Below are 21,389 nucleotides of genomic sequence, written 5' to 3'. Positions count from 1 at the left end.
CACGACGGATGCGCCGGCGCGCCGCAGCAGGGGGCGCCTCGGCCGGATCGTCGTGCGACTCGCGCGGGCGGGGCGCCGTGCCGGATGTCGGGCGGGCGGTCAGCGGGCCAGGAGGTAGCCGGCGCCGGCCGCGGCGAAGCCGAGCACGAGGGTCACGAAGACGTTCAGGAGCGCCGCGCGCCAGCGACCGCCGTCGATGAGCTCGATCGTCTCGACGCTCCACGTGCTGAAGGTCGTGAGGCCGCCGCAGAACCCGGTCAGGATGATGAGGCGCCAGTCGGCCGAGAGCGCGGCGCGTTCGGCGAGGCCGAGGGCGATGCCCGCGACCGCGGAGCCGACGACGTTCACGATCAGGATGCCGCCGGGGAGGTGGCCCGGTCGCACCGGATACCGTCGCGACAGCAGATACCGGATGACGGCGCCGAGGCTGCCCGCGACGAGCACGGTCGCGATGACGAGTGGGCTGAGCGCGGTCACAGCGTCTCCCCCGAATCGGTGATCGTGTCGGGCATGCGGCGGCGGGCGATCCGCGATCCGAGCCAGAGGCCCGCGGCAGCGGCCGCGAGCCCCGCGATCACCGAGATCACCAGGTAGAGCGCCGCGGTGAGGTGCGCGCCCTCGCGCTCGAGCACGACGAGGGAGGCCATCACCGCCGAGAGGGTCGTGAACGAGCCGAGCACGCCCGAGCCGACACCGGCCTTCAGCCACGCGGGGGTCGCGGGGCGGCGCCAGAGGCCGCCGGCGAGCCAGCCGAGCGCGAACGCCCCGACGAGGTTCACGATCAGCGTCTCGAGTGGGAACTCGTGGTCGGCGTGCGGGAAGGCGAGGTCGAAGACGAGGCGCAGTCCGGTGCCGAGGAGCCCGCCGACGGCGACCGCGAGGATGTTGCGCACGTGTCGAGGGTAGCGCTCGGGTTGCGTTCGGCGCGTTCCCTTCGACCCTTCGACGAGCTCAGGGCAGGCGGGTTCCCTTCGACGGGCTCAGGGAGCCAGGAACGGGCTCAGGGGACCAGGAACGGGCCAGGGGGCCGTCAGCGTTCGGCGAAGGTTCCGAGCACCTCGGCGCGCACCTCGGCGAGCCGGGCCCGCAGCAGGTCGACGGTGGCGGGGGCGACCCGGCCGCGGCTCGCCTGCCGGCGCAGTTCGGTGCGCAGCTGCTGACGGAACTCGTTCAGCACCACGTCGGCCTCGTGCACGGCGCGGTTCGAGTCGGCGTGCAGGTTCACGGTCTCGCCGCGCACGCTCGTCGCGGAGCGCTTCGCCTCGCGGGCGGCGCTCGCGAGCTCGGCGCGGAGGGAGCGCATCGCGTCGTCGACGTTCTGCCTCACGTCTTGCGCGAGCCGGCGCACCGAGTCGGTGACGTCGTTCTCGATGTCGTCGAGCTCGTGCCGCCTGGCGTCGAGCTCGGCCCGGCCGGCGTCGGTGATCTCGTAGATCGACTTGCGGCCGTCGCTCGTCTTCGTGACGAGCCCCTCCTCCTCGAGCTTCGCGAGGCGCGGGTAGATGGTGCCGGCGCTCGGGGAGTAGGTGCCGCCGAAGCGCTCCGACAGCGCCTGGATGAGTTCGTAGCCGTGCCGCGGCCGCTCCTCGAGGAGGGCGAGCAGGTAGAGGCGCAGGCTGCCGTGCGCGAAGACCGGCGGGGTCATCGGGATGCCTCGTCGCTCGAGGATGCCGCGGCCGAGGCATCCGTCGTCTCCGCGACCGTGCGCCGCAGCACCGAGATGTTGCCCGAGACGCTGTTGGCGCCGAGGTCGAGCCAGGTGCCGGCGAGCTCGCCGACGACGCGCTCGAAGCCCTTGCCGCGCATGCCCTTCACGGTGATGTCGTCGAGCACGAGCGTGCCGGCGACGGTGTTGATGCGGTAGCGGGCGCCGGCGCCGCCGGCGAAGCGCACGGTGAGATCGCCCGAGACGGTGTTCGTGTCGATGCGGTCGGGGGTGCCGTGCGCGTCGACGATCATGTTGCCCGACACGGAGTCGGCGTTGAAGCTCGTGATCTCGCCGGTGGCGATGATGTCTCCCGACACGGTGTGGGCGGTGATGCGGCCGACGTGGTTGCCGACCGAGATCTCGCCGGAGACGCCGGACAGCTCGAGGTCGCCGTCGTGGTTGTCGATGACGAGCTCGCCGGAGACGGTGCTGAGCTTGGCGTCGCCGTCGAAGCCGGATACGAGGGCGTCGCCGGAGACGACACCGAGCTGCAGCACGACGTGGCGCGGGGCGAGGATCGAGACCTCGGCCTTGGCGTTGCCCGCCCAGCCCTTGAAGGCCTCGATGAAGTTGTCCCAGCGCAGCTGGGGGTGGTCGATCTCGAGCACGTCGCCGTCGATGGAGACGGCGAGTTCCTTGCCCGTGACGGTCGAGACCTCGACGCGGGCGCCGGGCTCGTCGTGCGCGATGACGTCGACCTTGCCGCCGATGAGGCTGACCTTGAGCTTGCGGACGAGCTCGAGGTCGATGATCCGGGACTCGCCGGGGGCGATCACCCACTTCTCGATGGACATTGCGGCTCCTTGCTGGACGATGACGCGATATATCGCGTTTACGTAGGACACGATATATCGCGTCTTGCCCGTGTGCAAGCGGTGTGGGCGAACACTCAGGCGGTCCCGCTTGACCTTGACGTAACGTCAAGTTCTACGGTGAATCCGGAGGTTGAGACGTGGACTGGTCGATTCAAGAGATCGCGAAGCTCGCCGGGACGACGAGCCGCACACTGCGGCACTACGACGACATCGGCCTGCTCGCGCCCACGAGGGTCGCCGGGAACGGCTACCGCCACTACGACGAGCGCGCGCTCGTGCGGCTGCAACGGATCCTGCTGCTGCGCGAGCTCGGGCTCGGCCTGCCCGCCATCGCCGAGGTGCTCGAGGGTGACGCCGACGAGGCGCGCGCCCTCGGGGCGCATCTCGGCTGGCTGCGGCAGGAGCAGGGCCGGCTGGCGCGGCAGATCGCGTCGGTCGAGAAGACGATCACCGCATTGGAAGGAGGTGAACGACTGATGGCAGACGAGATGTTCGACGGCTTCGACCACACCGTGCATCAGGCAGAGGTCGAACAGCGATGGGGCGCCGAGGCGTACGCCGCCGGCGACCGCTGGTGGCGCGGACTCGGCGAGGCCGGTCAGCGCGAGTGGAAGGCCCGCACGGCCGAGCTCTCCCGCGACTGGATCGCAGCGGCCGGATCGGGCCTCGCGCCCGACGGCGCCGAGGCGCAGGCGCTCGCGAAGCGCCACGTCGAGTGGCTGACGGGTGTGCCGGGCACGCCCGCTGCGGTCCCCGGCGGAGACGTCGCGGGCTACGTGCTCGGCCTCGGCGAGATGTACGTCGCAGACCCGCGCTTCGGCGCGAACTACGGCGGCCAGGCCGGCGCGGAGTTCGTCCGCGACGCGCTGCGCAGCTACGCCGAGCGCGAGCTCTGACCCGCGCCGCTTCCTACTCCGAGTTGCCCGACTTTCATGAAAGTCGGGCAACTCGACGTTTGGGTGCGGGTGCGCTGCGGCCCCCGAGGTGTCCCGGCCTGGGGGCCGCAGCGGTCGATGGGGCGCCGTTCAGTGCGGCGCGGCGGCGGGCGGATGCGTCGGCGCGACCGGTTCGGGCGAGGCATCCGTCGGTCCCGTAGCGGCGAGCGCACCGCCGGCGGAGCCCACCGGGCGGCGCTCGCGCACGGCGAGGAGCGGCAGGGTGACGCCGCAGAGCGGCCCGATGAGGATCGCGAACGCGACGGTGCCGAAGCCGACGTCGCCGCCGAGCAGCCAGCCGATCGCGAGCACGGTCACCTCGACGATGGTGCGGCCGACCCAGATCGGCCAGCCGGTGCGGGCGTGGATGCCGGTCATCAGCCCGTCGCGCGGGCCGGGCCCGAAGCGGCTGCCGATGTAGAGGCCGCTCGCCACGGCGAGGAGCAGCAGGCCGCCCGTGAAGAGCAGGATGCGCTGCCAGAGTTCCGGCGGCGTCTGGATGAGCCAGAGCCCGAGCTCGATGCTCGGTCCGATCAGCAGGATGTTCAGTACGGTGCCGAGGCCCGGGCGCTGCCGCAGCGGGATCCACAGCAGCAGCACGAGCAGGCCGACGATGTTCGTGAGCCAGCCGATGCCGAGGCCGGTGAGGTGGGAGAGGCCCTGGGCGAAGACCGTCCACGGGTCGACGCCGAGGGCCGCGCGGATCATCATGGCGTCGGCGATGCCGTAGAGGACGAGGCCGATGAGCAGCTGAGGGATCCGGCGGAGCATGACAGCCATCCAATTCCAGGATTGGACTGTTGACAAGATGCCAATTCTCCTAAAGTGGATCGCATGGCGGATGCCTCGATCAGCGCACGCGCGCTCGTGACCCTCCTCGGCGACTGGCGCGACGGCGGCACCGGGCCGAGCGGTCCGGCCTATGCCGCCCTCGCCGACCGCGTGCGCCTGCTCGTGCTCGACGGCCGGGTGAGCGTCGGCACCCGGCTGCCCGCCGAGCGGGAGCTCGCCGAACGGCTCGGCGCGAGCCGCACCACGGTCGCCGCGGCGTACCGGCGCCTGCGCGAGCAGGACCTGTTGCGGAGCGTCCGCGGCTCGGGCAGCGTCACCCGGCTTCCCGGCGCGCCCGCGGTGCTGCCCGCGCCGCCCGCGGCCGAGCATCTCGACCTGTCGAAGGCCGCGCCGCCTGCGCTGCCCTGGCTCGCCGACGTGGCCCGCGACGCCGTCGAGGAGCTGCCCGCCCAGCTCGGCGGCTCCGGCTTCGATCCGGTCGGACTGCCCGAGCTGCGCCTCGCGATCGCCGATCGGTACACCGCGCGCGGCCTGCCCACCGCGCCCGAGCAGGTCATGGTGACGATCGGCGCGCAGCACGCGATCGGGCTGCTCTCGAAGGTGCTCGTCGGCCGGGGCGACCGCGCCGTCATCGAGGCTCCCACCTACCCGCATGCGTACGAGGCGCTGCGCGCGGCGGGCGCCCGGCTCGTGCCCGTGCCGGTCGCCCCGCACGACGCGGGCGGCCTCGACGTCGACGACGAGGTGGGCGCGCTCGTCCGTGCCTTCGGCCACGCCAACCCCTCGACGGCGTACCTGATGCCCGACTTCCAGAACCCGACCGGCCGTTCGCTCGACGAGCACGGCCGTGAGCGGGTGCTCGACGCGGCGGCCCGCCAGGGCGCCGTGATCATCGCCGACGAGACGACCGCCGAGCTCGACCTCGACCGCGAGGCGGCGCTCCGCCCGTTCGCCGCGTACGGACCCGCCGGGTCCGCCGTGCTCGTCGGCTCGCTCGGCAAGACGGCGTGGGGCGGCATCCGCGTCGGCTGGATCCGCGCCGAGCCCGCGCTCATCCGCCGGCTCGTCGCGATCCGCGCGCCGGGCGACCTCGGCACGCCCATCCTCGAGCAGCTCATCGCGACCCGGCTGGTGCGCGGCATGGACGAGATCCTCACGTTCCGCCGCGCCGAGCTCCGCCACGGCCGCGACCTCCTCGAAGCGCGGCTGGCCGAGGCGTTCCCGAGCTGGCACGTGCCGCACGTCGACGGCGGCATCGCCACCTGGATCGGCCTCGGAGCGCCGGTCAGCTCGCAGCTCGCGCTCGCCGCCCGCGCGCAGGGCCTGCTCATCGCCGCCGGACCGCGCTTCGGTATCGACGGCGCGTTCGAGCGCTACCTGCGGCTGCCCATCTGCCTGCCGCCCGAGACGATCGACGAGGCGGTGCAGGCGCTGTCCCGGGCCTGGCTCGCCCTGCCCGGCACGGCCGGGCCCGAGGCGGGTCTGCTCGCCGAGGTCGTCTAGCCGCAGCGCAGCTCAGCGCAGCGCGGGCGCGGCGCCCGCCGGCACGCAGCGCCGACCCGGCGCGATTCACCGAGCGGACACCGCCCGGACGCCCGCGCGACACCCGACGGGCACTCCCGGGCCATCGGGCGCCAGCACGCTGGCGCCGAACCCCCGCCCGTCGCGACCCACCGGAGTGCCCGCATGCCCGCTCGCCGTCCCCTGTCCGCCGCCGCGCTCGCCGTGGCCTGCCTGGCCGCCGCCGGGCTCGTGTCGAGCGGCGCGATCGCCGCCGCCGCGGCCCCCGCGCCCAGCGCGTTCGTCCGCACCGCGACGTACCCCGTCTTCCAGAACGTGCCCGCCGGCGTCGACCCGGCCGCCGCCACCGTCGCCGAGATCTCGACGATCACCGACGACGGCACGGTCGTCTACACCGATGCGCTCGGCAAGCGCATCGGCTTCCTCGACGTGAGCGACCCGGTCAACCCCGTCGGCACGGGCACCGTCGAGCTCGCCGAGCTCGGCCACGCCGACGACCAGCCGACCTCGGTCGCCGCCTACGGCGACTTCGTGCTCGTCGTCGTCGACGAGACCGGCGGCGACTTCGTGAACCCGAAGGGCCGCGTCGACGTGCTCCGCGCGAGCGACCGCAGCGTGGTGCGCTCGATCGACCTCGGCGGCCAGCCCGACTCGATCGCGATCTCGAAGGACGGCGCGTACGCCGCCATCGCGATGGAGAACCAGCGCGACGAGGACTTCACGCCCGCCGGTGGCAAGACGGGCGATCTCCCGCAGCTGCCCGCCGGCTTCGTGCAGGTGCTCGGCCTCGTCGACCCGGCCGACCCCGCCGCGTGGACGGTCGACGCCGTGCCGTTCGTCGACGAGACCGGCGCGCCGATCCCGGTGATGGCCGCCGCCGGCCTCGACACCCCGCAGGACCCGGAGCCCGAGTACGTCACGATCAACTCGCGCAACGAGCTCGCCGTGACCCTGCAGGAGAACAACGGCATCGCGATCATCGACCTGCCGACGCTCGAGGTCACCCGCGCCTTCTCCGCGGGATCGGTCGCGGTCGGCGGCATCGACGTGACGAAGGATGGGCGGATCGACCTCTCGGGCTCGATCCCGGCGACCCCGCGCGAGCCCGACGCCATCGCCTGGATCGGCGACGACCGCCTCGCGACCGCGAACGAGGGCGACTGGAAGGGCGGCACCCGCGGTTGGACCGTCTTCGACGCCGCCGACGGCGCCGTGGTCTGGGACGCGGGCAACACCTTCGCGAACCTCGCCGTCCAGCACGGTCTGCACAACGAGGACCGTGCGGCGAAGAAGGGCGCGGAGCCCGAGGGGATCTCGGTCGCGGAGTTCGACGGCGTGCCCTACGCCTTCGTCGCGAGCGAGCGCTCCAACTTCGTCGCCGTGTACGACGTCAGCGACCCGGCATCCCCGGCCTTCCGTCAGCTGCTGTTCTCGACGAACGGTCCGGAGGGCATCCTGCCCGTGCCGGAGCGCGACCTCCTCGTCGTCTCGAGCGAGACCGACGACGCCGCGGCCGGCGTGCGCGCCTCGGTGAACGTGTACGCCTTCGGCGACGCGGCCGCCCAGGCGCCAGCCGGCGCCGCGGCGCAGCCGAGCCTCGTCTCGGAGGTCGTCGGCGGCGCCCCGATCGGCTGGTCGGCGCTCGGCGCCCTGGCCGGCGACCCGACGGATGCCTCGCGCGTGTACGCCGCGAGCGACGCCGTGCTCTCGCCCGCGACGGTGTACACGGTGGACGTGTCGCAGACCCCGGCCCGCATCACGGGCTCGCTCGCGATCAGCGAGGGCGGCGCGCCCGCCGCGCTCGACGTCGAAGGGCTCGCGGTCGCCGAGGGCGGCGGCTTCTGGCTCGCGGTCGAGGGCGCGAACGGCGCAGGGAACATGCTGAAGCGCACGGATGCCACGGGCGCCGTCGTCGACCGCTTCCCGCTGCCCGCCGAGATCGCGGCGCACGTCGGCAAGTGGGGCTTCGAGGGCGTGACGACGACCGGCACCGGCGCGGACCTCCGGGTCTGGGCGGTGCTGCAGCGGCCGCTGTGGACCGACCCGGCGAACCCCGCAGCGGGCGCGGTCGAGGGCGACGACGTGGCCCGCATCGGCCGGCTCGACCCGGCGACGGGAGCGTGGAGCTGGTTCGGCTACCGCCTCGAGCACACCGCGGTCGCGGGCGACTGGCTCGGCCTCTCCGAGATCACCGCGATCGACGACGACACCTTCGCGATCATCGAGCGCGACAAGCTGAACGGCCCGGCCGCGCAGGTGAAGCGGGTCACCCGGGTCGACATCCCGGCGGATGCCGCTGGGCTCGCCGGCCTCGCCGGCGCACTCCCGATGCTCGAGAAGTCGACCGCCGTCGACGTGCTGCCGGCGCTCCGCGCGACGGGCGGCTGGACGCAGGAGAAGCTCGAGGGCTTCGCCAAGGCGGCCGACGGGGCGCTCTACGCGGTGACCGACAACGACGGCCTGAAGGATGCCACGGGCGAGACGGTGTTCCTGCGCCTCGGGCAGGCCGACGAGGTCTTCCCGGGCGACGAGGAGCCGCAGCCCGGCGAGGCGAGCCTCGCGCTCGGCGTCTCGACGGTGGCGGCGGGTGGCACGGTCAGCGTGACCGGCGCCGGCTTCGTGCCCGGCGACACGGTGCGCTTCGAGCTGCGCAGCACGCCGCTCGCCCTCGGCTCGGCCGAGGCCGACGGGGCAGGGGCGCTGAGCTTCTCGGCGAAGATCCCCGCGACGACGGCGCCCGGTGCGCACCACCTCGTGGCGATCGCAAGCGACGGCAGTGAGGTCGAGGCCGAGCTCACCGTGACGGCAGCGCCCGGCGGATCCGGCGGCGGCACGGGCGGTGGCACCGGCGGTACCGGCGCCGGCGCTGGCGCCGACGGTTCGCTCGCGGACACGGGCTTCGACGGCGGCTGGCTCGCCGGCGCCGCGCTGCTCGTGCTCCTCGGCGGCGGAGCCGCCCTCCTCGTCGCGCGTCGCCGCCGCGAGGTCTGAGCCGCAGCCTCTCGAGTTGCCCGACATTCATGAAAGTCGGGCAAGTCGGTGGGGTGCTGCGGGCAGGGGAGTGCGGGGCGGCGACGGGGGGATGTCACCGCCCCGACTCCGGCCGGACGGATCCGGCCACCCGGTCGACCGTGCTGGCGACCGGGAGTCTGGGGTTTCGGGGCCCGGGCGGGAGCCCGGGCCCCGGGTATTCAGTTGCGGGCGAAGCGGCGCCGTGCGACGAGCACCAGCCCGAGTGCGAGCAGCGCGAGCGCGGCCCACAGGATCGACCCGTCGACCCCGGTGCTGGCGAGCCCCGTCGTGCCCTCGGCGGCGACCATCGTCGCGCCTCCGCCGTCACCGCCGTTCCCGGCCGGCGTCGACGGCGTGGTCGGCGTGGTCGGGGTCGTGGGTGTGGTGGGCGTGGTGGGGGTCGTCGGCGTGGTGGGCGTCGTCGGGGTCGTCGGCGGACCGACGACCGTCGTCGGCCCGTCCGTCTCGCTGTCCCCGATCACGGAGATGGCGTTGCCGCCCACCGTGATGGGCAACGAGAGGCCGGGCACGAGCTGCGTGCCGCCGAGCAGTCCGCCGAGGCCGCTGGTCTCGGCGGGCGTGCCGCCCGTACCGGTGCCGCCGGTCACCTCGGTCGAGGCGTCCGTCGAGGTGCTGTCGCCGACCCCGGAGATGGCGTTGCCGCCGACCGTCACCGGCACGCCGATCGAGGGCAGCAGTTGCGTGCCGCCCAGGATGCTGTCGCTGCCGCTGGTCTCGGCCGGTGCGCTGCCCGCGCCGGTGCCGCCGGTCACCTCGGTCGAGGCATCCGTCGACTCGCTGTCGCCGATCACGCTGATCGCGTTGCCGCCGACCGTCACCGGCACGCCCACTCCGCCGAGCAGCTGGGTGCCGCCGAGGATGGAGTCGTCGCCGGAGGTCGAGCCGCCCTCGCCCGCGGCCGGCGCGCTGCCCGCGCCCCCCGCGACCGTCGTGCCGGCGCCGTCGGACGAGCTGTCGCCGATCACCGAGATGGCGTTGCCGCCGACCGTCACCGGGACGGCGACGTCGATGAGGCCCTGGGTGCCGCCCAGGAGGCTGTCGCTGCCGCTGGTCTCGGCCGGTGCGCTGCCCGCGCCGGTCGAGGTCCCCGTCGGAGCGACCTCGGTCGAGGCATCCGTCGACTCGCTGTCGCCGATCACGCTGATCGCGTTCCCGCCGAGCGTGATCGGGATGTTCACGTCGATGAGTGCCTGGGTGCCCGAACCGACCCCGTCGTCCCCGGAGGTGGTGGCCTCCGCGGCGGGTGCCGCATCGGCCGGGGCCGCTTCTGCGGGAGCCGGCGCGGGCGCGGACTCCGTGCTCGCGTCGCTGGAGCTCGAGTCGCCGAGCACGCTGATGGCGTTGCCGCCGAGCGTGATCGGGAGATCGACCGAGATGCCGGCCTGGGAGCCGGACAGGATGCCGTCGTCGCCGCTGGTGTCCGCAGCGTGCGCGACGCCGGCGCCGAGGAGCGTGAGCCCCCCGGTGACGAGGGTCGCATAGAGCGCCCTCACGGCGAGTCGCTTGAGATTCATGATCAGTTCTCCTGACTGTGTGGGAATCGACGCCCCGGCGCGCGCCGGAGCGGAGTGACCGTGTGCCCGCCGGCGCGCAGCAGCGCGGCCGAACGGACGGCGGTTCCCGTCAGTCAGGGGTGGTGTCGGTCTCGAACACCGGCGACGAGGGCAGCTCGTCGTTCACGGCGTCGAGGGCGCGCGAGGCGCTCGCCTCGTGCTCGACGGCGGCGTACGCCCCGTCGGAGGTCGCGGATGCCCCGGCCGAACCGGAGCCGGCCGCTCCGCCACCCGCACCGCCGCCGACGGCGGGGGCGAACGGGACGCCGGAACCCGGCGCGCTCGGCGGGGAGGAGTCGTTCGGTGTGCGCAACTGGGCGCTCGCGGCGTCGCCGAGCCAGGAGGGCGGAGCATGGCCGGCCTGAGCCGACGGGCCGGCGGCCGAGCCGACGAGGGCCGGCGGGGCGGGCGGCGGATGACCGCCCGGTGGCGGCGGGCTCGTGATCGCGCCCGGCGCAGGCTCGCCCGGACCTCCGGGGATGCCTGGTCCGCCCGGGACGGTGGGCGTCCCCGGCAGCAGCGGAACGTTCGGCAGCTGCGGGAGCACGCCGCCCTCGGGCAGCGTGCCGATCGAGCCGACGACCGCGCCGAGCGTGCCGTCGACTGCCCCGGCGACGGGGTTCAGGAGGCCTCCGACGGGCGCCGGGCCGAGCAGGCCGCCGACGACGGGGAGCTTGCCGACCAGGTCGTCGACGGCCCCGGCGACGGGCGAGACCACGCCGCCGACCGTGCCGCCGCCGGCGATCCCGCTGGCGGCCCCGCCCACGGCCCCGACGGTCGCTGCGACGGTCTCGTCGACGGTGTCGACGACCGTGTTCGCGGTGTCCGTGGCCGTGTCGACGACTGCAGAAACCTGCTCGACGACCTCCGCGACCGGCGCCGGAGCGACCTCGACCACGGGCTCGAGCACCTGGTTCACGGGAGCCGTGACGGTGCCGACGACCTGGTCGAGCGTGTCGCCGACCGCGCCGGTGACGCCGCCGACGGTGCCGAGCACCGAGCCGACCGCACCGAGCAGGCCGGAGCCGCTCGAGCTCGACGTGCCGCTGCTCGGGGACGGCGCCGCCTCTTCGGCGGACGCGCCCGAGGCGCCGGTGAAGAGCGAGATCGCGAGCCATGCGGCGGAGACGGCCGCGCCGGCGAGGGCGATTCGGAGCGCAGGGCGCTGCAGCGGCGTCCGCCGTGCAACGATCAGATCGGCCATTCCGATCACCCCCCGGTGCAGCCGAACATACGCCCTGAGGATGCCTCGAGCAACCCCCGAACGGGGGACAGCGTGTCCCACGAGGCATCCGGAACCACCCCCGAACGCGCGCCGCCGGCGGGTCGCACGGGGTGACGCGGCGCCGATTCAGCGAACCGTGACCTTTCCGATCGAGTCTGACTGCGAGAATCGTGCGCATGCACCTGCTCGCGAAGCTCAGCATGCGCAACCGTGCGCTCATCGCCCTCGTCACGATCGTGGTGGCGATCTTCGGCGCCCTCTCGCTCACGAGCCTCAAGCAGGAGCTCGCCCCGTCGATCGCCTTCCCGCAGCTCTCGATCGTGACGAGCTACCCGGGCGCCTCGCCCGACGTGGTCGACGCCGATGTCTCGACGCCGATCGAGACCGCGATCCAGGGCATCACCGGCCTCGAATCGACCTCGACGACGAGCTCGACCGGCCTCTCGCGGGTCACCGCGAGCTTCACCTACGGCACCGACCTCGCCTTCGCCGAGCAGAAGCTGCTCTCCGCGGTGAACCGCATCCAGCAATCGCTGCCGGACGACGTCGACCCGCAGGTCGTCGCGCTCTCCCTCGACGACTTCCCCGTCGTGCAGCTCGCCGTCACCGGTGCCGACGACACCGCCGCGCTCTCCGACGAGATCAGCCGCACCACGCTCGGCGAGATCACCGACGTCGACGGCGTGCGCGACGCGACCCTCGTCGGCGACGTCGGGCAGCGCGTGAACATCACGCCGGATCCTTCGGCCCTCGCCGCCCGCGGCCTCAGCGTGCAGGCGATCCGAGACGCCCTCTCGCAGAACGGCGTGCTCGTGCCCGCTGGCACGATCACCGAGGGCGACCGCACGTTCGCGGTGCAGTCGGGCACGCGGCTCGGCAGCGTCGACGACATCGCCGCGCTGCCGCTCATCGGGCAGCCCGGCGCGATGCCGCCGACCATCGGCGACGTCGCCACGGTGGCCCTCGCCGAGAACCCCGTGTCGAGCATCTCCCGCGTGAACGGCGAGCCCGCGCTCACGATCTCCGTGACCAAGCTGCCCGCCGCGAACACCGTCGAGGTGTCGAACGCCGTCAAGGCGCTGCTGCCCGACCTCGAGTCCTCGCTCGACACGACGAACCCCGGCGCGACGTTCACCGTCGTCTTCGACCAGGCGCCGTACATCGAGCAGTCGATCGAGTCGCTCGCGACCGAGGGCCTGCTCGGCCTCGTGTTCGCCGTGATCGTGATCCTCGTGTTCCTGCTCTCCGTGCGCGCGACGCTCGTCACCGCGATCTCGATCCCGACCTCGGTGCTGATCACCTTCATCGGGCTGCAGGCGGCCGACTACACGCTCAACATCCTCACGCTCGGCGCCCTGACGATCGCGATCGGCCGCGTCGTGGACGACTCGATCGTCGTCATCGAGAACATCAAGCGGCACCTCGTCGCCGGAGTGGACAAGGCGGAGACGATCGTGCGCGCCGTGCGCGAGGTCGCCGGGGCGATCACCGCATCGACGATCACGACCGTCGCGGTGTTCCTGCCGATGGCGCTCGTGGAAGGAGTGACGGGCGAGCTGTTCCGGCCGTTCTCGCTGACCGTCACGATCGCGCTCCTCGCCTCGCTGCTCGTGGCGCTCACGATCGTGCCGGTGCTCGCGTACTGGTTCCTGAAGCCCGCGAAGGTGCACAAGCACGACGGCTCGGATGCCTCGGCCGCCGCGTTCATCGACGAGGCATCCGCCGCCGGGTCGTCGGCCGGACCCGACGAGCTGGAGCATCCCTCGCGACTCCAGCGCGGCTACCTGCCGATCATCCACTGGACCCTGAAGCACGGGGTGACCACCATCCTGCTCGCGGTGCTCGTGCTCGGCGGCACGATCGCCCTCACGCCGCTGATGAAGACCAACTTCCTCGGCTCCTCGGGGCAGAACACCTTCCAGGTCACGCAGGAGCTCCCGGTCGGCACCAGCCTCGACGCGCTCGACGCCGCCTCGGAGCCGGTCGAGCAGGTGCTGCTCGACACGACGGGCGTCGACACCGTGCAGACCTCGATCGGCTCCGGCGGGCGGGGGCTGTCCGCGTTGCTCGGCGGCGGCGCGGCGACCGTCACCTACTCGGTGACGACCGACGAGTCGGCCGACCAGGACGCGTTGCAGGCGACCGTGCGGGGCGAGCTCGACGACCTCCAGGACGTCGGCGAGGTCACCCTCTCCGCCGCGAGCGGGTTCGGCGCCTCGAACGACATCGAGGTCGACATCACCGCCTCGAACGCCGAGGACCTGCGCACCGCGACCGACGCCGTCGTGCAGGAGCTCGGCGACCTCGACTCCCTCGCCCAGGTCACCTCGAACCTCTCGGAGGGGCGGCCGTACATCGCCGTCGAGGTCGACCGCTCGGCGGCCGCGGAAGCCGGGTACTCGGAGGTCGCGCTCGGCGGCTTCGTGTCGGCGGCCATGCAGCCGCAGAGCGCCGGCTCGATCGTCATCGACGAGAAGACCCTCACGATCTACCTCGACTCGGAGGAGCCGCCCACCACGATCGCGGCGCTCCAGCAGTTGGCGGTGCCGACCGCGGCCGGCCCCGTTCGGCTCGACTCGCTCGCGACCGTCGAGCAAGTCGACGGACCTGCGACCGTGACGACCGTGCGCGGTCTCCGCAGCGCGACGGTCTCGGCGACGCCCGGCGGCGACGACCTCGGCACCGCGAGCGCCGCGGTCTCGCAGGCGCTCGCCGACGTGAAGCTGCCCGACGGCACCTCCGCGTCCGTCGGCGGCGTCACGGCCGACCAGACGGAGTCCTTCTCGCAGCTCGGCCTGGCACTGCTCGCGGCGATCCTCATCGTGTACGTGGTGATGGTGGCGACGTTCCGCTCGCTGCTCCAGCCGCTGCTGCTGCTCGTCTCGGTGCCGTTCGCCGCGACGGGAGCGATCGTGCTGCAGATCGTGAGCGGCATCCCGCTCGGCGTCGCCTCGCTCGTCGGCGTGCTGATGCTCGTCGGCATCGTGGTGACGAACGCGATCGTGCTCGTGGACCTGGTGAACCAGTACCGCGACCGAGGCATGACCGTGCGCGAGGCGCTGCTGCACGGCGCCTCGAGGCGACTGCGGCCGATCCTCATGACGGCGCTGGCGACGATCTTCGCGCTGCTGCCGATGGCGCTCGGCATCACCGGGCACTCGGGCTTCATCTCGCAGCCGCTCGCGCTCGTCGTGATCGGAGGCCTGATCTCCTCGACCGCGCTGACCCTCGTCGTCCTGCCGGTGCTCTACGACCTGGTCGAGGGCGGACGCGAGCGGCGGCGGGCCAAGCGGGCCGCGGGCGGCGACGGCGGGGCGGATGCCTCGGCCGGCTCGGGTGCGCCGGGTGGTTCGGGTGCGCCGGGTGCGCCGGCTGGTTCGGGTGCGCCGGGTGGTTCGGGTGCGCCGGGTGGTTCGGGTGCGCCGGCGGCAGCCGGGCCGTAAAGTAGGGGGTATGGGTATTCGGCAGGCGCTCCTCGCGCTCATCGCCGTGCCCGCCATCCTGCTCGGGCTGCTCGCCATGCACGCGCTCGGCGGCTCGAGCGGGCACGACGGCGGGCATGCGATGCCCGTCGCGCACGCCGCGGCCGCCGCGGCATCCGGGCACGCCGCGGCATCCGTGCCGATGGTGCCGGGGCCGGTCGCAGCCGCCGCCGGGGCCGCCGCGGCCACGATCGTGGCAGACCCGGGGGGCGACGGCATGGCCGCCATCATCTGCCTCCTCGCCCTCCTCGCCGTGCTGCTGCTCGGGGCGGCCGCAGCGCCGCTCCGACTCTCCAGTGCCAGGCGACTCGTCGCTCTCACCCGGCGACTCGCGAGCACGGGCCGACGCCCGGTGCCCTCGCTGCTGGAGCTCTCGATCAGCCGGACGTGATCCGCGCCCGCGTCGCCGATGCGCGACGCCCGCGCCATGCGCGCCGCCGACCGGCGGCGCGACGATCACGAATGGAAGAAGATCACCATGAAGATTCAGTTGACCCCCCGCACCGCTGCGCGCCTCGCGACACTCGCTGTGGCATCCGCCGGCCTCCTCGTGCTGAGCGGCTGCGCCGGCACCGGCGGCATGGAGGGCATGGAGGGCATGAACGGCTCCGGCGGCGCGAGTGAGTCGGCGAGCGAGCTCGCCGAGGCGAACGAGGCCGACGTCGCGTTCACCCAGGGCATGATCATGCACCACCAGCAGGCCATCGAGATGTCGGACCTCGTGCTCGCGAAGGACGGCCTCGACCCCGAGGTCGCGGCGCTCGCCGAGCGGATCAAGGCCGCCCAGCAGCCCGAGATCGACCGCATGGAGGGCTGGCTCGAGGACTGGGGCCAGTCCGGCGGCGACATGGCCGGCATGGACCACAGCTCGATGATGTCCGCCGACGACCTCGCCGCTCTTGAAGCGGCGAGCGGAGCGGACGCCGGTCCGCTGTTCCTCGAGCAGATGATCGTGCACCACGAGGGCGCGGTCGCGATGGCCGAAGAGGCGCTCGCCAAGGGCGAGAACGCCGACGTGCTGAAGCTCGCCGAGGCCGTGATCGCGGATCAGACCGCCGAGATCGCGGAGATGAAGGAGATGCTCGCGCCGTAGCAGGTGCGGCCCGGACCCCGGTCGGCCTGCTGGCCGGGGTCCGGTATCGGTGCCGGTGCGCCTGCCTGCCCGGGCCCGGGTGCGCCGCTGGTGTGCTCGGGCCCGGCTGCGGGGCACGATCCCCACTTTCCGGTCACCTCGCTCTGCCCACCCCGGAGCCATTGCGCCACTTCCGCCGCGTTGCGCCAGTACGGGTGGCGCCATCACGTTGAAGTGGCGCGCGTGGTGTTGGTTTTGGCTTCAGCCAGCCGGGCGCCCGCGCGTTTGCGCCACTTCCGCCGCGTTGCGCCATCTGCGGCACGATCCATGGCATCGTCCCGGCACGGCGCCGACCTCGGCGTACCGGTGGCCGATTCCGGGATCAGGCCTCTGCTTCCGTTCCCATCCATCCATCCGTCGTCGGCGGGCGGCGGGCGGCGTGCCGGTGTGCCGGTGCGGTCGGTCAGGGCGACCCACGCCCGGGATCACGCCACTTCCGCCGCGTCGCGCCAGTACGGGTGGCGCAATGATGTTGAAGTGGCGCGCCCGGTGCATGTTCTGGTGCAGCGGTGCTCGGCGCGTTCGCGTGGGCGCCACTTGCGCTGTGATGCGCCAGTACGGATGTCCCGCCAGCGCCAGCGCCAGCGCCGCGCCCGCGCCAGTGCCAGCGCCGCCAGCGCCACCCGCCCCGGCGCGCGTCGGAGTGGCAGCGCCACCCGCCCCGGCGCGCGTCGGAGTGGCAGCGCCATCCGCCCCGGCGCGCGTCGGAGCGCAAGCGCCACCCGCCCCTCGCGTCGGAGCGCCAGCGCCACCCGCCCCGGCGCGCGTCGGAGTGGCAGCGCCTCCCGCCCCGGCGCGCGCACCGCCCGGCCTCGAATCCGAGTTCACGCAGTGTTCACTGCCACGTCGCCGGGTACCCGGTTCGGGGGACACCGCGCTCTCTATCGTCGGAGCATGGTCATCAGCGCACCGTCGGGCCGTCGGTCCCCCGTCTCGCACCGGGTGCGGGCCGAGCTGCGCACGCGCATCGAACGTGGCGTCTGGTCGGCCGGGATGGCGCTGCCGAGCGAAGCGGCGCTCTGCCGGGAGTTCGGCACCTCTCGGGGGCCGGTGCGCCGCGCGCTCGCCGCACTCCGGGCCGAGGGCTTCATCGTCGGCGGCCGCGGCAAGCCGCCCGTCGTCGGCAAGGTCGTGCCCGCGCAGTCGCTCGCGACCTTCCGCTCGTTCACCGACTGGGCCCGAGCGGAGGGGAAGCTGCCGGGCACCCGGACCCTCTCGCTCGAACGTCGGCACGCGGCATCCGCTGTCGCCGGTCTCCTCGAGCTCGACGAGGGCGCCGTCGTCGTCGAGCTCATCCGAGTGCGCCTCCTCGACGAGGTGCCGATCATGATCGAGCGGGCGAGCTTCGTGCCCGACGTCGGGCGTGTGCTCTTCGGGCTCGACCTGGACCATGCCTCAGTGTCCGCCGAACTCGCCCGGCACGGCTTCGGCCTCGTGCAGGCGCGGCACACCATCGACGCCGTCGCGGCGAACCCGCTCGACGGTGAGGCGCTCGGCATCCCGGCCGCTGCGGCCCTGCTGCGTGAACGACGACTCTCCCGCGATGCGCACGGCCGCGCCGTCGAGTACGCCGAGGCGCGATATCGATCGGAGTTCGCGACGTTCCGGATCGACAACGCCGCCGCCGGATTCCACGGCGACGAGGCCGGCACAACCGCCGCGAGCCCGATCGAGGTGCGCTCGCTCGACTGAGCGCGCGCACCTCGATCGGCTCAGCGGCGCTCGAGCACCGCCTTCGCGGACGCCTCCGGGCGCAGATCGAGCCGCCGCAGAAGCTGCGCGTTCAGCGCCACGATCACGGTCGACAGGCTCATCAGGATCGCGCCGATCGACATCGGCAGCACGAAGCCGATGGGGGCGAGCACGCCCGCCGCGAGCGGCACCGAGATGAGGTTGTAGCCGGCCGCCCACCAGAGGTTCTGCGACATCTTGCGGTAGCTCGCCCGCGACAGCTCGATCACGGACAGCACCGAGCGCGGGTCGCTCGAGGCGAGCACCACGCCCGCGGAGGCGATCGCGACATCCGTGCCCGCACCGATCGCGATGCCGACGTCGGCCTGCGCGAGCGCCGGGGCGTCGTTGACGCCGTCGCCGACCATCGCGACGCTGAGCCGCTCGCGCTGGAGCTCCTGCACCTTCGCGGCCTTGTCCTCGGGGCGGACCCCGGCGAACACCCGGTCGATGCCGAGCTCGGCCGCGACTCGACGGGCGACGGGCTCGGCGTCGCCGGTGATCATCACGACCTGGATGTCGAGCGCGTGCAACGCGTCGACCGCCTCCCGGGACTCCGGGCGGATCTCGTCGTCGAGCGCGAGCGCGCCGGCGACCTCGCCGTCGACGAGCACGTGCAGCACGGTCGAACCCCCGTCGGCCCACGGAACGGAGGCCGGCAGCGCCTCGACGCCCTCGCGCTGCAGCAGCCCGGGTCCGCCGACCTGCACGACGCGACCGCCGACGACCGCGCGGACGCCGATCGCGGCCGAGGCCTCGAACTCGCTCGTCTCGCTGCGGCGCAGGCCGCGGCGCTCGGCATCCGCGACGATGGCCTTGGCCAGCGGGTGCTCCGAGTCGGACTCGGCGGATGCCGCGAGCGCGAGCACCTCGTCGAGCTCGTGGCCCGGGGCCGCCGCGGCATCCATCACCGCGGGCTCGCCCTTCGTGAGGGTGCCGGTCTTGTCGAAGAGCACGGCGCCGACGGTGCGCATCGTCTCGAGCGCGAGCCGGTCGGTGATGAGCACGCCGCCCTTCGCCGCGCGCTCGGTCGCGATCTGCACGACGAGCGGGATGGCGAGGCCGAGGGCGTGCGGGCAGGCGATCACGAGCACGGTGATGGTTCGGACGACGGCGTCGTCCGGATCGCCGAGCAGGGTCCAGCCGATGGCGGTGAGCACGGCGGCGCCGAGCGCGAACCAGAACAGCCAGCCGGCGGCGCGGTCGGCGAGGCGCTGGGCGTGCGAACTCGACGCCTGCGCCTGCGCCACGAGGCGCTGGATGCCGGCGAGGGCGGTGTCGTCGCCGACCGCTCCGACGCGCACGCGGATCGCCGTGTCGGTCGCGACCGTACCCGCGACGACGTGGTCGCCGGGGCCCCGGCGCACGGGGCGGGACTCGCCCGTGATCATCGACTCGTCGACGTCGGCCGTGCCGTCGACCACGTCGCCGTCGGCGGGTACGCGCCCGCCCGGACGGACGATGACGACGTCACCGAGGGCGAGCTCGGCGGGCGCGACCGTCTCGACGGTCTGCCCGTCGGGGCCGTCGACGACGCGCTCGGCCTCGTCGGGCAGGAGCGCGGCGAGCGCGTCGAGCGCGCTGGAGGCCTGGGCGATCGACTTCATCTCGATCCAGTGACCGAGCAGCATGATGACGATGAGGAGCGCGAGCTCCCACCAGAAGTCGAGACGGTGGCTGACGAGTCCGAAGCTCGCGGCGAGGCTCGCGAAGTACGCGACCGTGATGGCGAGGCCGATGAGCAGCATCATGCCGGGCTTGCGGGCCTTCAGCTCCGACCAGGCGCCGGTGAGGAAGGGCTTGCCGCCCCAGAAGTACATCACCGTGCCGAGGATCGGCGAGACCCACGGCACGATGCCCGAGTCGGGCAGCTGGTAGCCGATCAGGCTCGCGAACATCGGGCTGAGCGCGACGGTCGGCACCGCGATCACGAGCATGATCCAGAACAGCCGCCGGAACTGGCCGACGTGGTCGCCGTGCCCGCCGTGGCCGCTCATGTCGTGGCCCGCGTGCTGGTCGTGCCCTGCGTGCTGGTCGTGGCCTGCATGGCCGCTCATGTCGTGCCCCGCGTGCTCGGCGGTGGCGGTCTGCTCCGCCGCGGCGCCGTGCATCTCGTGGCCGGCGTGCGCCGGTTCTGCGTCGGGGCCCGCGTGGTCCTGGTGGCCGGTGTGCGGGTCGTGCTGGCTCGCGTTCATCGTGCCCTCCTCGTCCTCTCGCCAGATTAATACCCCTCTGGGGTACTTGCAAGGGGAACCGGGGTGTGCGTGGGCCTATTCCCGCCCTGCGAGTGCTCCGCGCTCCGCGAACACGCTGGCCCCGAGGCATCCGCCCCTGCTGGGATGACGGCATGGAGATCCTCATCCTCGGCGGCACTCAGTGGCTCGGCCGCGAGCTCGCCCGCGAAGCGCTGCAGCGCGGTCACCGCGTCACCTGCCTCGCCCGGGGCGAAGCGGGCGAGGTCGCGTCGGGCGCCCGTCTGGTCGTGGCCGACCGTTCGCTCCCCGACGCCTACGACGGTGTGGCCGACCGGCACTGGGACGCCGTCATCGACGTCACCCGCCATCCCGGCTTCGCCCGGCGGGCCGCGGCGGCGCTCGCGTCGCGCGTCGACCGCGCGGTCGTCATCTCCTCGGGCAACGTGTACGCACGGCACGACGATCCCGGCGCGGACGAATCGGCCGAGCTGCTGCCCCCGCTCGAGGCCGACGAGTCCGATCCGGAGAGCTACGGAGAGGCCAAGTCCGCGATCGAACTCGCCTACCGCGAGACCTTCGGCGACCGGGCGCTGCTCGTGCGGCCGGGGCTCATCGGGGGTCCCGGCGACGCGTCCGGGCGCAGCGGCTACTGGGTCGTCCGGGCGGCGCGCGGCGACGAACCGATGCTCGTGCCGGCCATCCGCGACGCCGCTGCCCAGCTCGTCGACGTACGCGACCTCGTCGGCTGGACGCTCGACGCGATCGAGCGCGGCCTCGGCGGCGCATTCAACGTCGTCGGAGACCGCTCCACCTTCGGCGCGGTGCTCGACACCGCCGCGGCGGTCGGAGGCTTCCGCGGTGACCGGGTCGAGGCGGAACCGAGCTGGCTCGTCGAGCAGGGCGTCGCCCAGTGGTCGGGCGAGGCATCCCTCCCGCTCTGGATCGCCGAGCCGAGCTGGCACGCGTTCCAGGATCGCTCGAACGGGGCCGCGAGACGCGAGGGCTTCGTGCCGCGACCGCTCGAGCAGACCCTCGCCGACGTGCTGGCGTGGGAGCGCGAACAGGGACTCGAGCGTGAGCGGCGGGCCGGCCTCACGGCCGAACGCGAACGGGAGCTCGTGGCGTTGCTGCGCGCGTCGCGCGGGTAGCTCGCTGTCTGCCTGAGACCGACCCCTCACGAGGGGGTCGGATTCCGACATCCGCTTCGTCCGAGGGTGAAGCGGATGTCGGAATTTGACCCCCTCGGTGGGTGGAGCGGTTGGGTGGG

16 protein-coding genes are annotated in these 21,389 nt (G+C 73.4%); 8 read left to right on the top strand and 8 right to left on the bottom strand.

All coding sequences use genetic code 11. The features are described from left to right. Positions 1-99: 99 nt before the first annotated feature. The 4 genes from crcB to M3147_RS08220 form a co-directional block, all read right to left on the bottom strand. Positions 100-477 carry a fluoride efflux transporter CrcB gene (gene crcB / locus M3147_RS08235; RefSeq protein WP_251202989.1) on the bottom strand — a complete coding sequence of 126 codons (378 nt, stop codon included), beginning with the start codon at positions 475-477 and terminating at the stop codon, positions 100-102. Continuing rightward, entirely contained in the window at positions 474-893 is a 420-nt protein-coding gene (locus M3147_RS08230; RefSeq protein ID WP_251202988.1) for a FluC/FEX family fluoride channel, read from the bottom strand. The genes crcB and M3147_RS08230 overlap by 4 nt, the downstream gene beginning before the upstream one ends. A 137-nt stretch (positions 894-1,030) precedes the next feature. Further along, on the bottom strand, positions 1,031-1,645 hold the full coding sequence (locus M3147_RS08225; protein ID WP_251202987.1) for a PadR family transcriptional regulator: 615 nt from the start codon (positions 1,643-1,645) through the stop codon (positions 1,031-1,033). Next, positions 1,642-2,502, bottom strand: a complete 861-nt coding sequence (locus tag M3147_RS08220) for a DUF4097 family beta strand repeat-containing protein (RefSeq protein ID WP_251202986.1) — start codon at positions 2,500-2,502, stop codon at positions 1,642-1,644. The genes M3147_RS08225 and M3147_RS08220 overlap by 4 nt, the downstream gene beginning before the upstream one ends. 158 nt (positions 2,503-2,660) lie before the next feature. Here M3147_RS08220 and M3147_RS08215 point away from each other — a divergent pair, with 158 nt between their 5' ends. Then, positions 2,661-3,419, top strand: coding sequence for a MerR family transcriptional regulator (locus M3147_RS08215; protein ID WP_251202985.1), 759 nt, complete (start codon positions 2,661-2,663; stop codon positions 3,417-3,419). Positions 3,420-3,548: 129 nt separating this feature from the next. On the opposite strand, the gene yczE is transcribed toward M3147_RS08215, so the two are convergent. Then, a complete protein-coding gene (yczE, locus tag M3147_RS08210; RefSeq protein ID WP_251202984.1) occupies positions 3,549-4,229 on the bottom strand; it encodes a membrane protein YczE in 681 nt (226 codons plus the stop codon). 63 nt (positions 4,230-4,292) lie between these two features. On the opposite strand from yczE, the gene yczR reads away from it, so the two are divergent. Next, positions 4,293-5,753 carry a MocR-like transcription factor YczR gene (gene yczR, locus M3147_RS08205; RefSeq protein ID WP_251202983.1) on the top strand — a complete coding sequence of 487 codons (1,461 nt, stop codon included), beginning with the start codon at positions 4,293-4,295 and terminating at the stop codon, positions 5,751-5,753. A 183-nt stretch (positions 5,754-5,936) separates the two neighbouring features. Further along, positions 5,937-8,762: an esterase-like activity of phytase family protein gene (locus M3147_RS08200; protein WP_251202982.1), complete on the top strand. Its 2,826-nt coding sequence runs from the start codon at positions 5,937-5,939 to the stop codon at positions 8,760-8,762. Positions 8,763-8,962: 200 nt separating this feature from the next. Here M3147_RS08200 and M3147_RS08195 read toward each other — a convergent pair whose 3' ends face one another. After that, on the bottom strand, positions 8,963-10,318 hold the full coding sequence (locus tag M3147_RS08195; RefSeq protein ID WP_251202981.1) for a chaplin family protein: 1,356 nt from the start codon (positions 10,316-10,318) through the stop codon (positions 8,963-8,965). A gap of 109 nt (positions 10,319-10,427) precedes the next feature. Further along, positions 10,428-11,561 (bottom strand): hypothetical protein, encoded by a 1,134-nt coding sequence (locus M3147_RS08190; RefSeq protein WP_251202980.1) that lies wholly within the window; start codon positions 11,559-11,561, stop codon positions 10,428-10,430. A gap of 197 nt (positions 11,562-11,758) precedes the next feature. On the opposite strand from M3147_RS08190, the gene M3147_RS08185 reads away from it, so the two are divergent. From M3147_RS08185 to M3147_RS08170, 4 genes are all read left to right on the top strand, one after another. After that, a complete protein-coding gene (locus tag M3147_RS08185) occupies positions 11,759-15,025 on the top strand; it encodes an efflux RND transporter permease subunit (protein WP_251202979.1) in 3,267 nt (1,088 codons plus the stop codon). A gap of 10 nt (positions 15,026-15,035) precedes the next feature. Further along, on the top strand, positions 15,036-15,455 hold the full coding sequence (locus M3147_RS08180) for a DUF6153 family protein (RefSeq protein ID WP_251202978.1): 420 nt from the start codon (positions 15,036-15,038) through the stop codon (positions 15,453-15,455). Positions 15,456-15,542: 87 nt separating this feature from the next. Next, positions 15,543-16,157, top strand: a complete 615-nt coding sequence (locus M3147_RS08175) for a DUF305 domain-containing protein (protein ID WP_251202977.1) — start codon at positions 15,543-15,545, stop codon at positions 16,155-16,157. A 933-nt stretch (positions 16,158-17,090) separates the two neighbouring features. After that, positions 17,091-17,888, top strand: a complete 798-nt coding sequence (locus M3147_RS08170; protein WP_251202976.1) for a GntR family transcriptional regulator — start codon at positions 17,091-17,093, stop codon at positions 17,886-17,888. 20 nt (positions 17,889-17,908) lie between these two features. Here the strand turns inward: M3147_RS08170 and M3147_RS08165 are convergent, their stop codons facing one another. Further along, positions 17,909-20,122: a copper-translocating P-type ATPase gene (locus M3147_RS08165; RefSeq protein WP_439954194.1), complete on the bottom strand. Its 2,214-nt coding sequence runs from the start codon at positions 20,120-20,122 to the stop codon at positions 17,909-17,911. A gap of 152 nt (positions 20,123-20,274) precedes the next feature. On the opposite strand from M3147_RS08165, the gene M3147_RS08160 reads away from it, so the two are divergent. Then, a complete protein-coding gene (locus M3147_RS08160) occupies positions 20,275-21,270 on the top strand; it encodes an NAD-dependent epimerase/dehydratase family protein (RefSeq protein ID WP_251202975.1) in 996 nt (331 codons plus the stop codon). Positions 21,271-21,389 lie beyond the last annotated feature (119 nt).

The sequence above is a fragment of the Agromyces mediolanus genome (assembly GCF_023715325.1).
Lineage (GTDB): Bacteria > Actinomycetota > Actinomycetes > Actinomycetales > Microbacteriaceae > Agromyces > Agromyces mediolanus_A.
Note: the sequence above shows the minus strand (reverse complement) of the source record. Positions and strands in the feature narration are given on the sequence as shown.

Bases quoted from the DNA above. Each gene is read 5' to 3' on its own strand.
- M3147_RS08165 (WP_439954194.1), bottom strand. From the start codon at position 20,122: ATGAACGCGAGCCAGCACGACCCGCACACCGGCCACCAGGACCACGCG.
- M3147_RS08185 (WP_251202979.1), top strand. From the start codon at position 11,759: ATGCACCTGCTCGCGAAGCTCAGCATGCGCAACCGTGCGCTCATCGCC.
- M3147_RS08180 (WP_251202978.1), top strand. From the start codon at position 15,036: ATGGGTATTCGGCAGGCGCTCCTCGCGCTCATCGCCGTGCCCGCCATC.
- M3147_RS08195 (WP_251202981.1), bottom strand. From the start codon at position 10,318: ATGAATCTCAAGCGACTCGCCGTGAGGGCGCTCTATGCGACCCTCGTC.
- M3147_RS08225 (WP_251202987.1), bottom strand. From the start codon at position 1,645: ATGACCCCGCCGGTCTTCGCGCACGGCAGCCTGCGCCTCTACCTGCTC.
- yczR (WP_251202983.1), top strand. From the start codon at position 4,293: ATGGCGGATGCCTCGATCAGCGCACGCGCGCTCGTGACCCTCCTCGGC.
- M3147_RS08175 (WP_251202977.1), top strand. From the start codon at position 15,543: ATGAAGATTCAGTTGACCCCCCGCACCGCTGCGCGCCTCGCGACACTC.
- M3147_RS08220 (WP_251202986.1), bottom strand. From the start codon at position 2,502: ATGTCCATCGAGAAGTGGGTGATCGCCCCCGGCGAGTCCCGGATCATC.
- yczE (WP_251202984.1), bottom strand. From the start codon at position 4,229: ATGCTCCGCCGGATCCCTCAGCTGCTCATCGGCCTCGTCCTCTACGGC.
- M3147_RS08160 (WP_251202975.1), top strand. From the start codon at position 20,275: ATGGAGATCCTCATCCTCGGCGGCACTCAGTGGCTCGGCCGCGAGCTC.
- M3147_RS08200 (WP_251202982.1), top strand. From the start codon at position 5,937: ATGCCCGCTCGCCGTCCCCTGTCCGCCGCCGCGCTCGCCGTGGCCTGC.
- M3147_RS08170 (WP_251202976.1), top strand. From the start codon at position 17,091: ATGGTCATCAGCGCACCGTCGGGCCGTCGGTCCCCCGTCTCGCACCGG.
- M3147_RS08190 (WP_251202980.1), bottom strand. From the start codon at position 11,561: ATGGCCGATCTGATCGTTGCACGGCGGACGCCGCTGCAGCGCCCTGCG.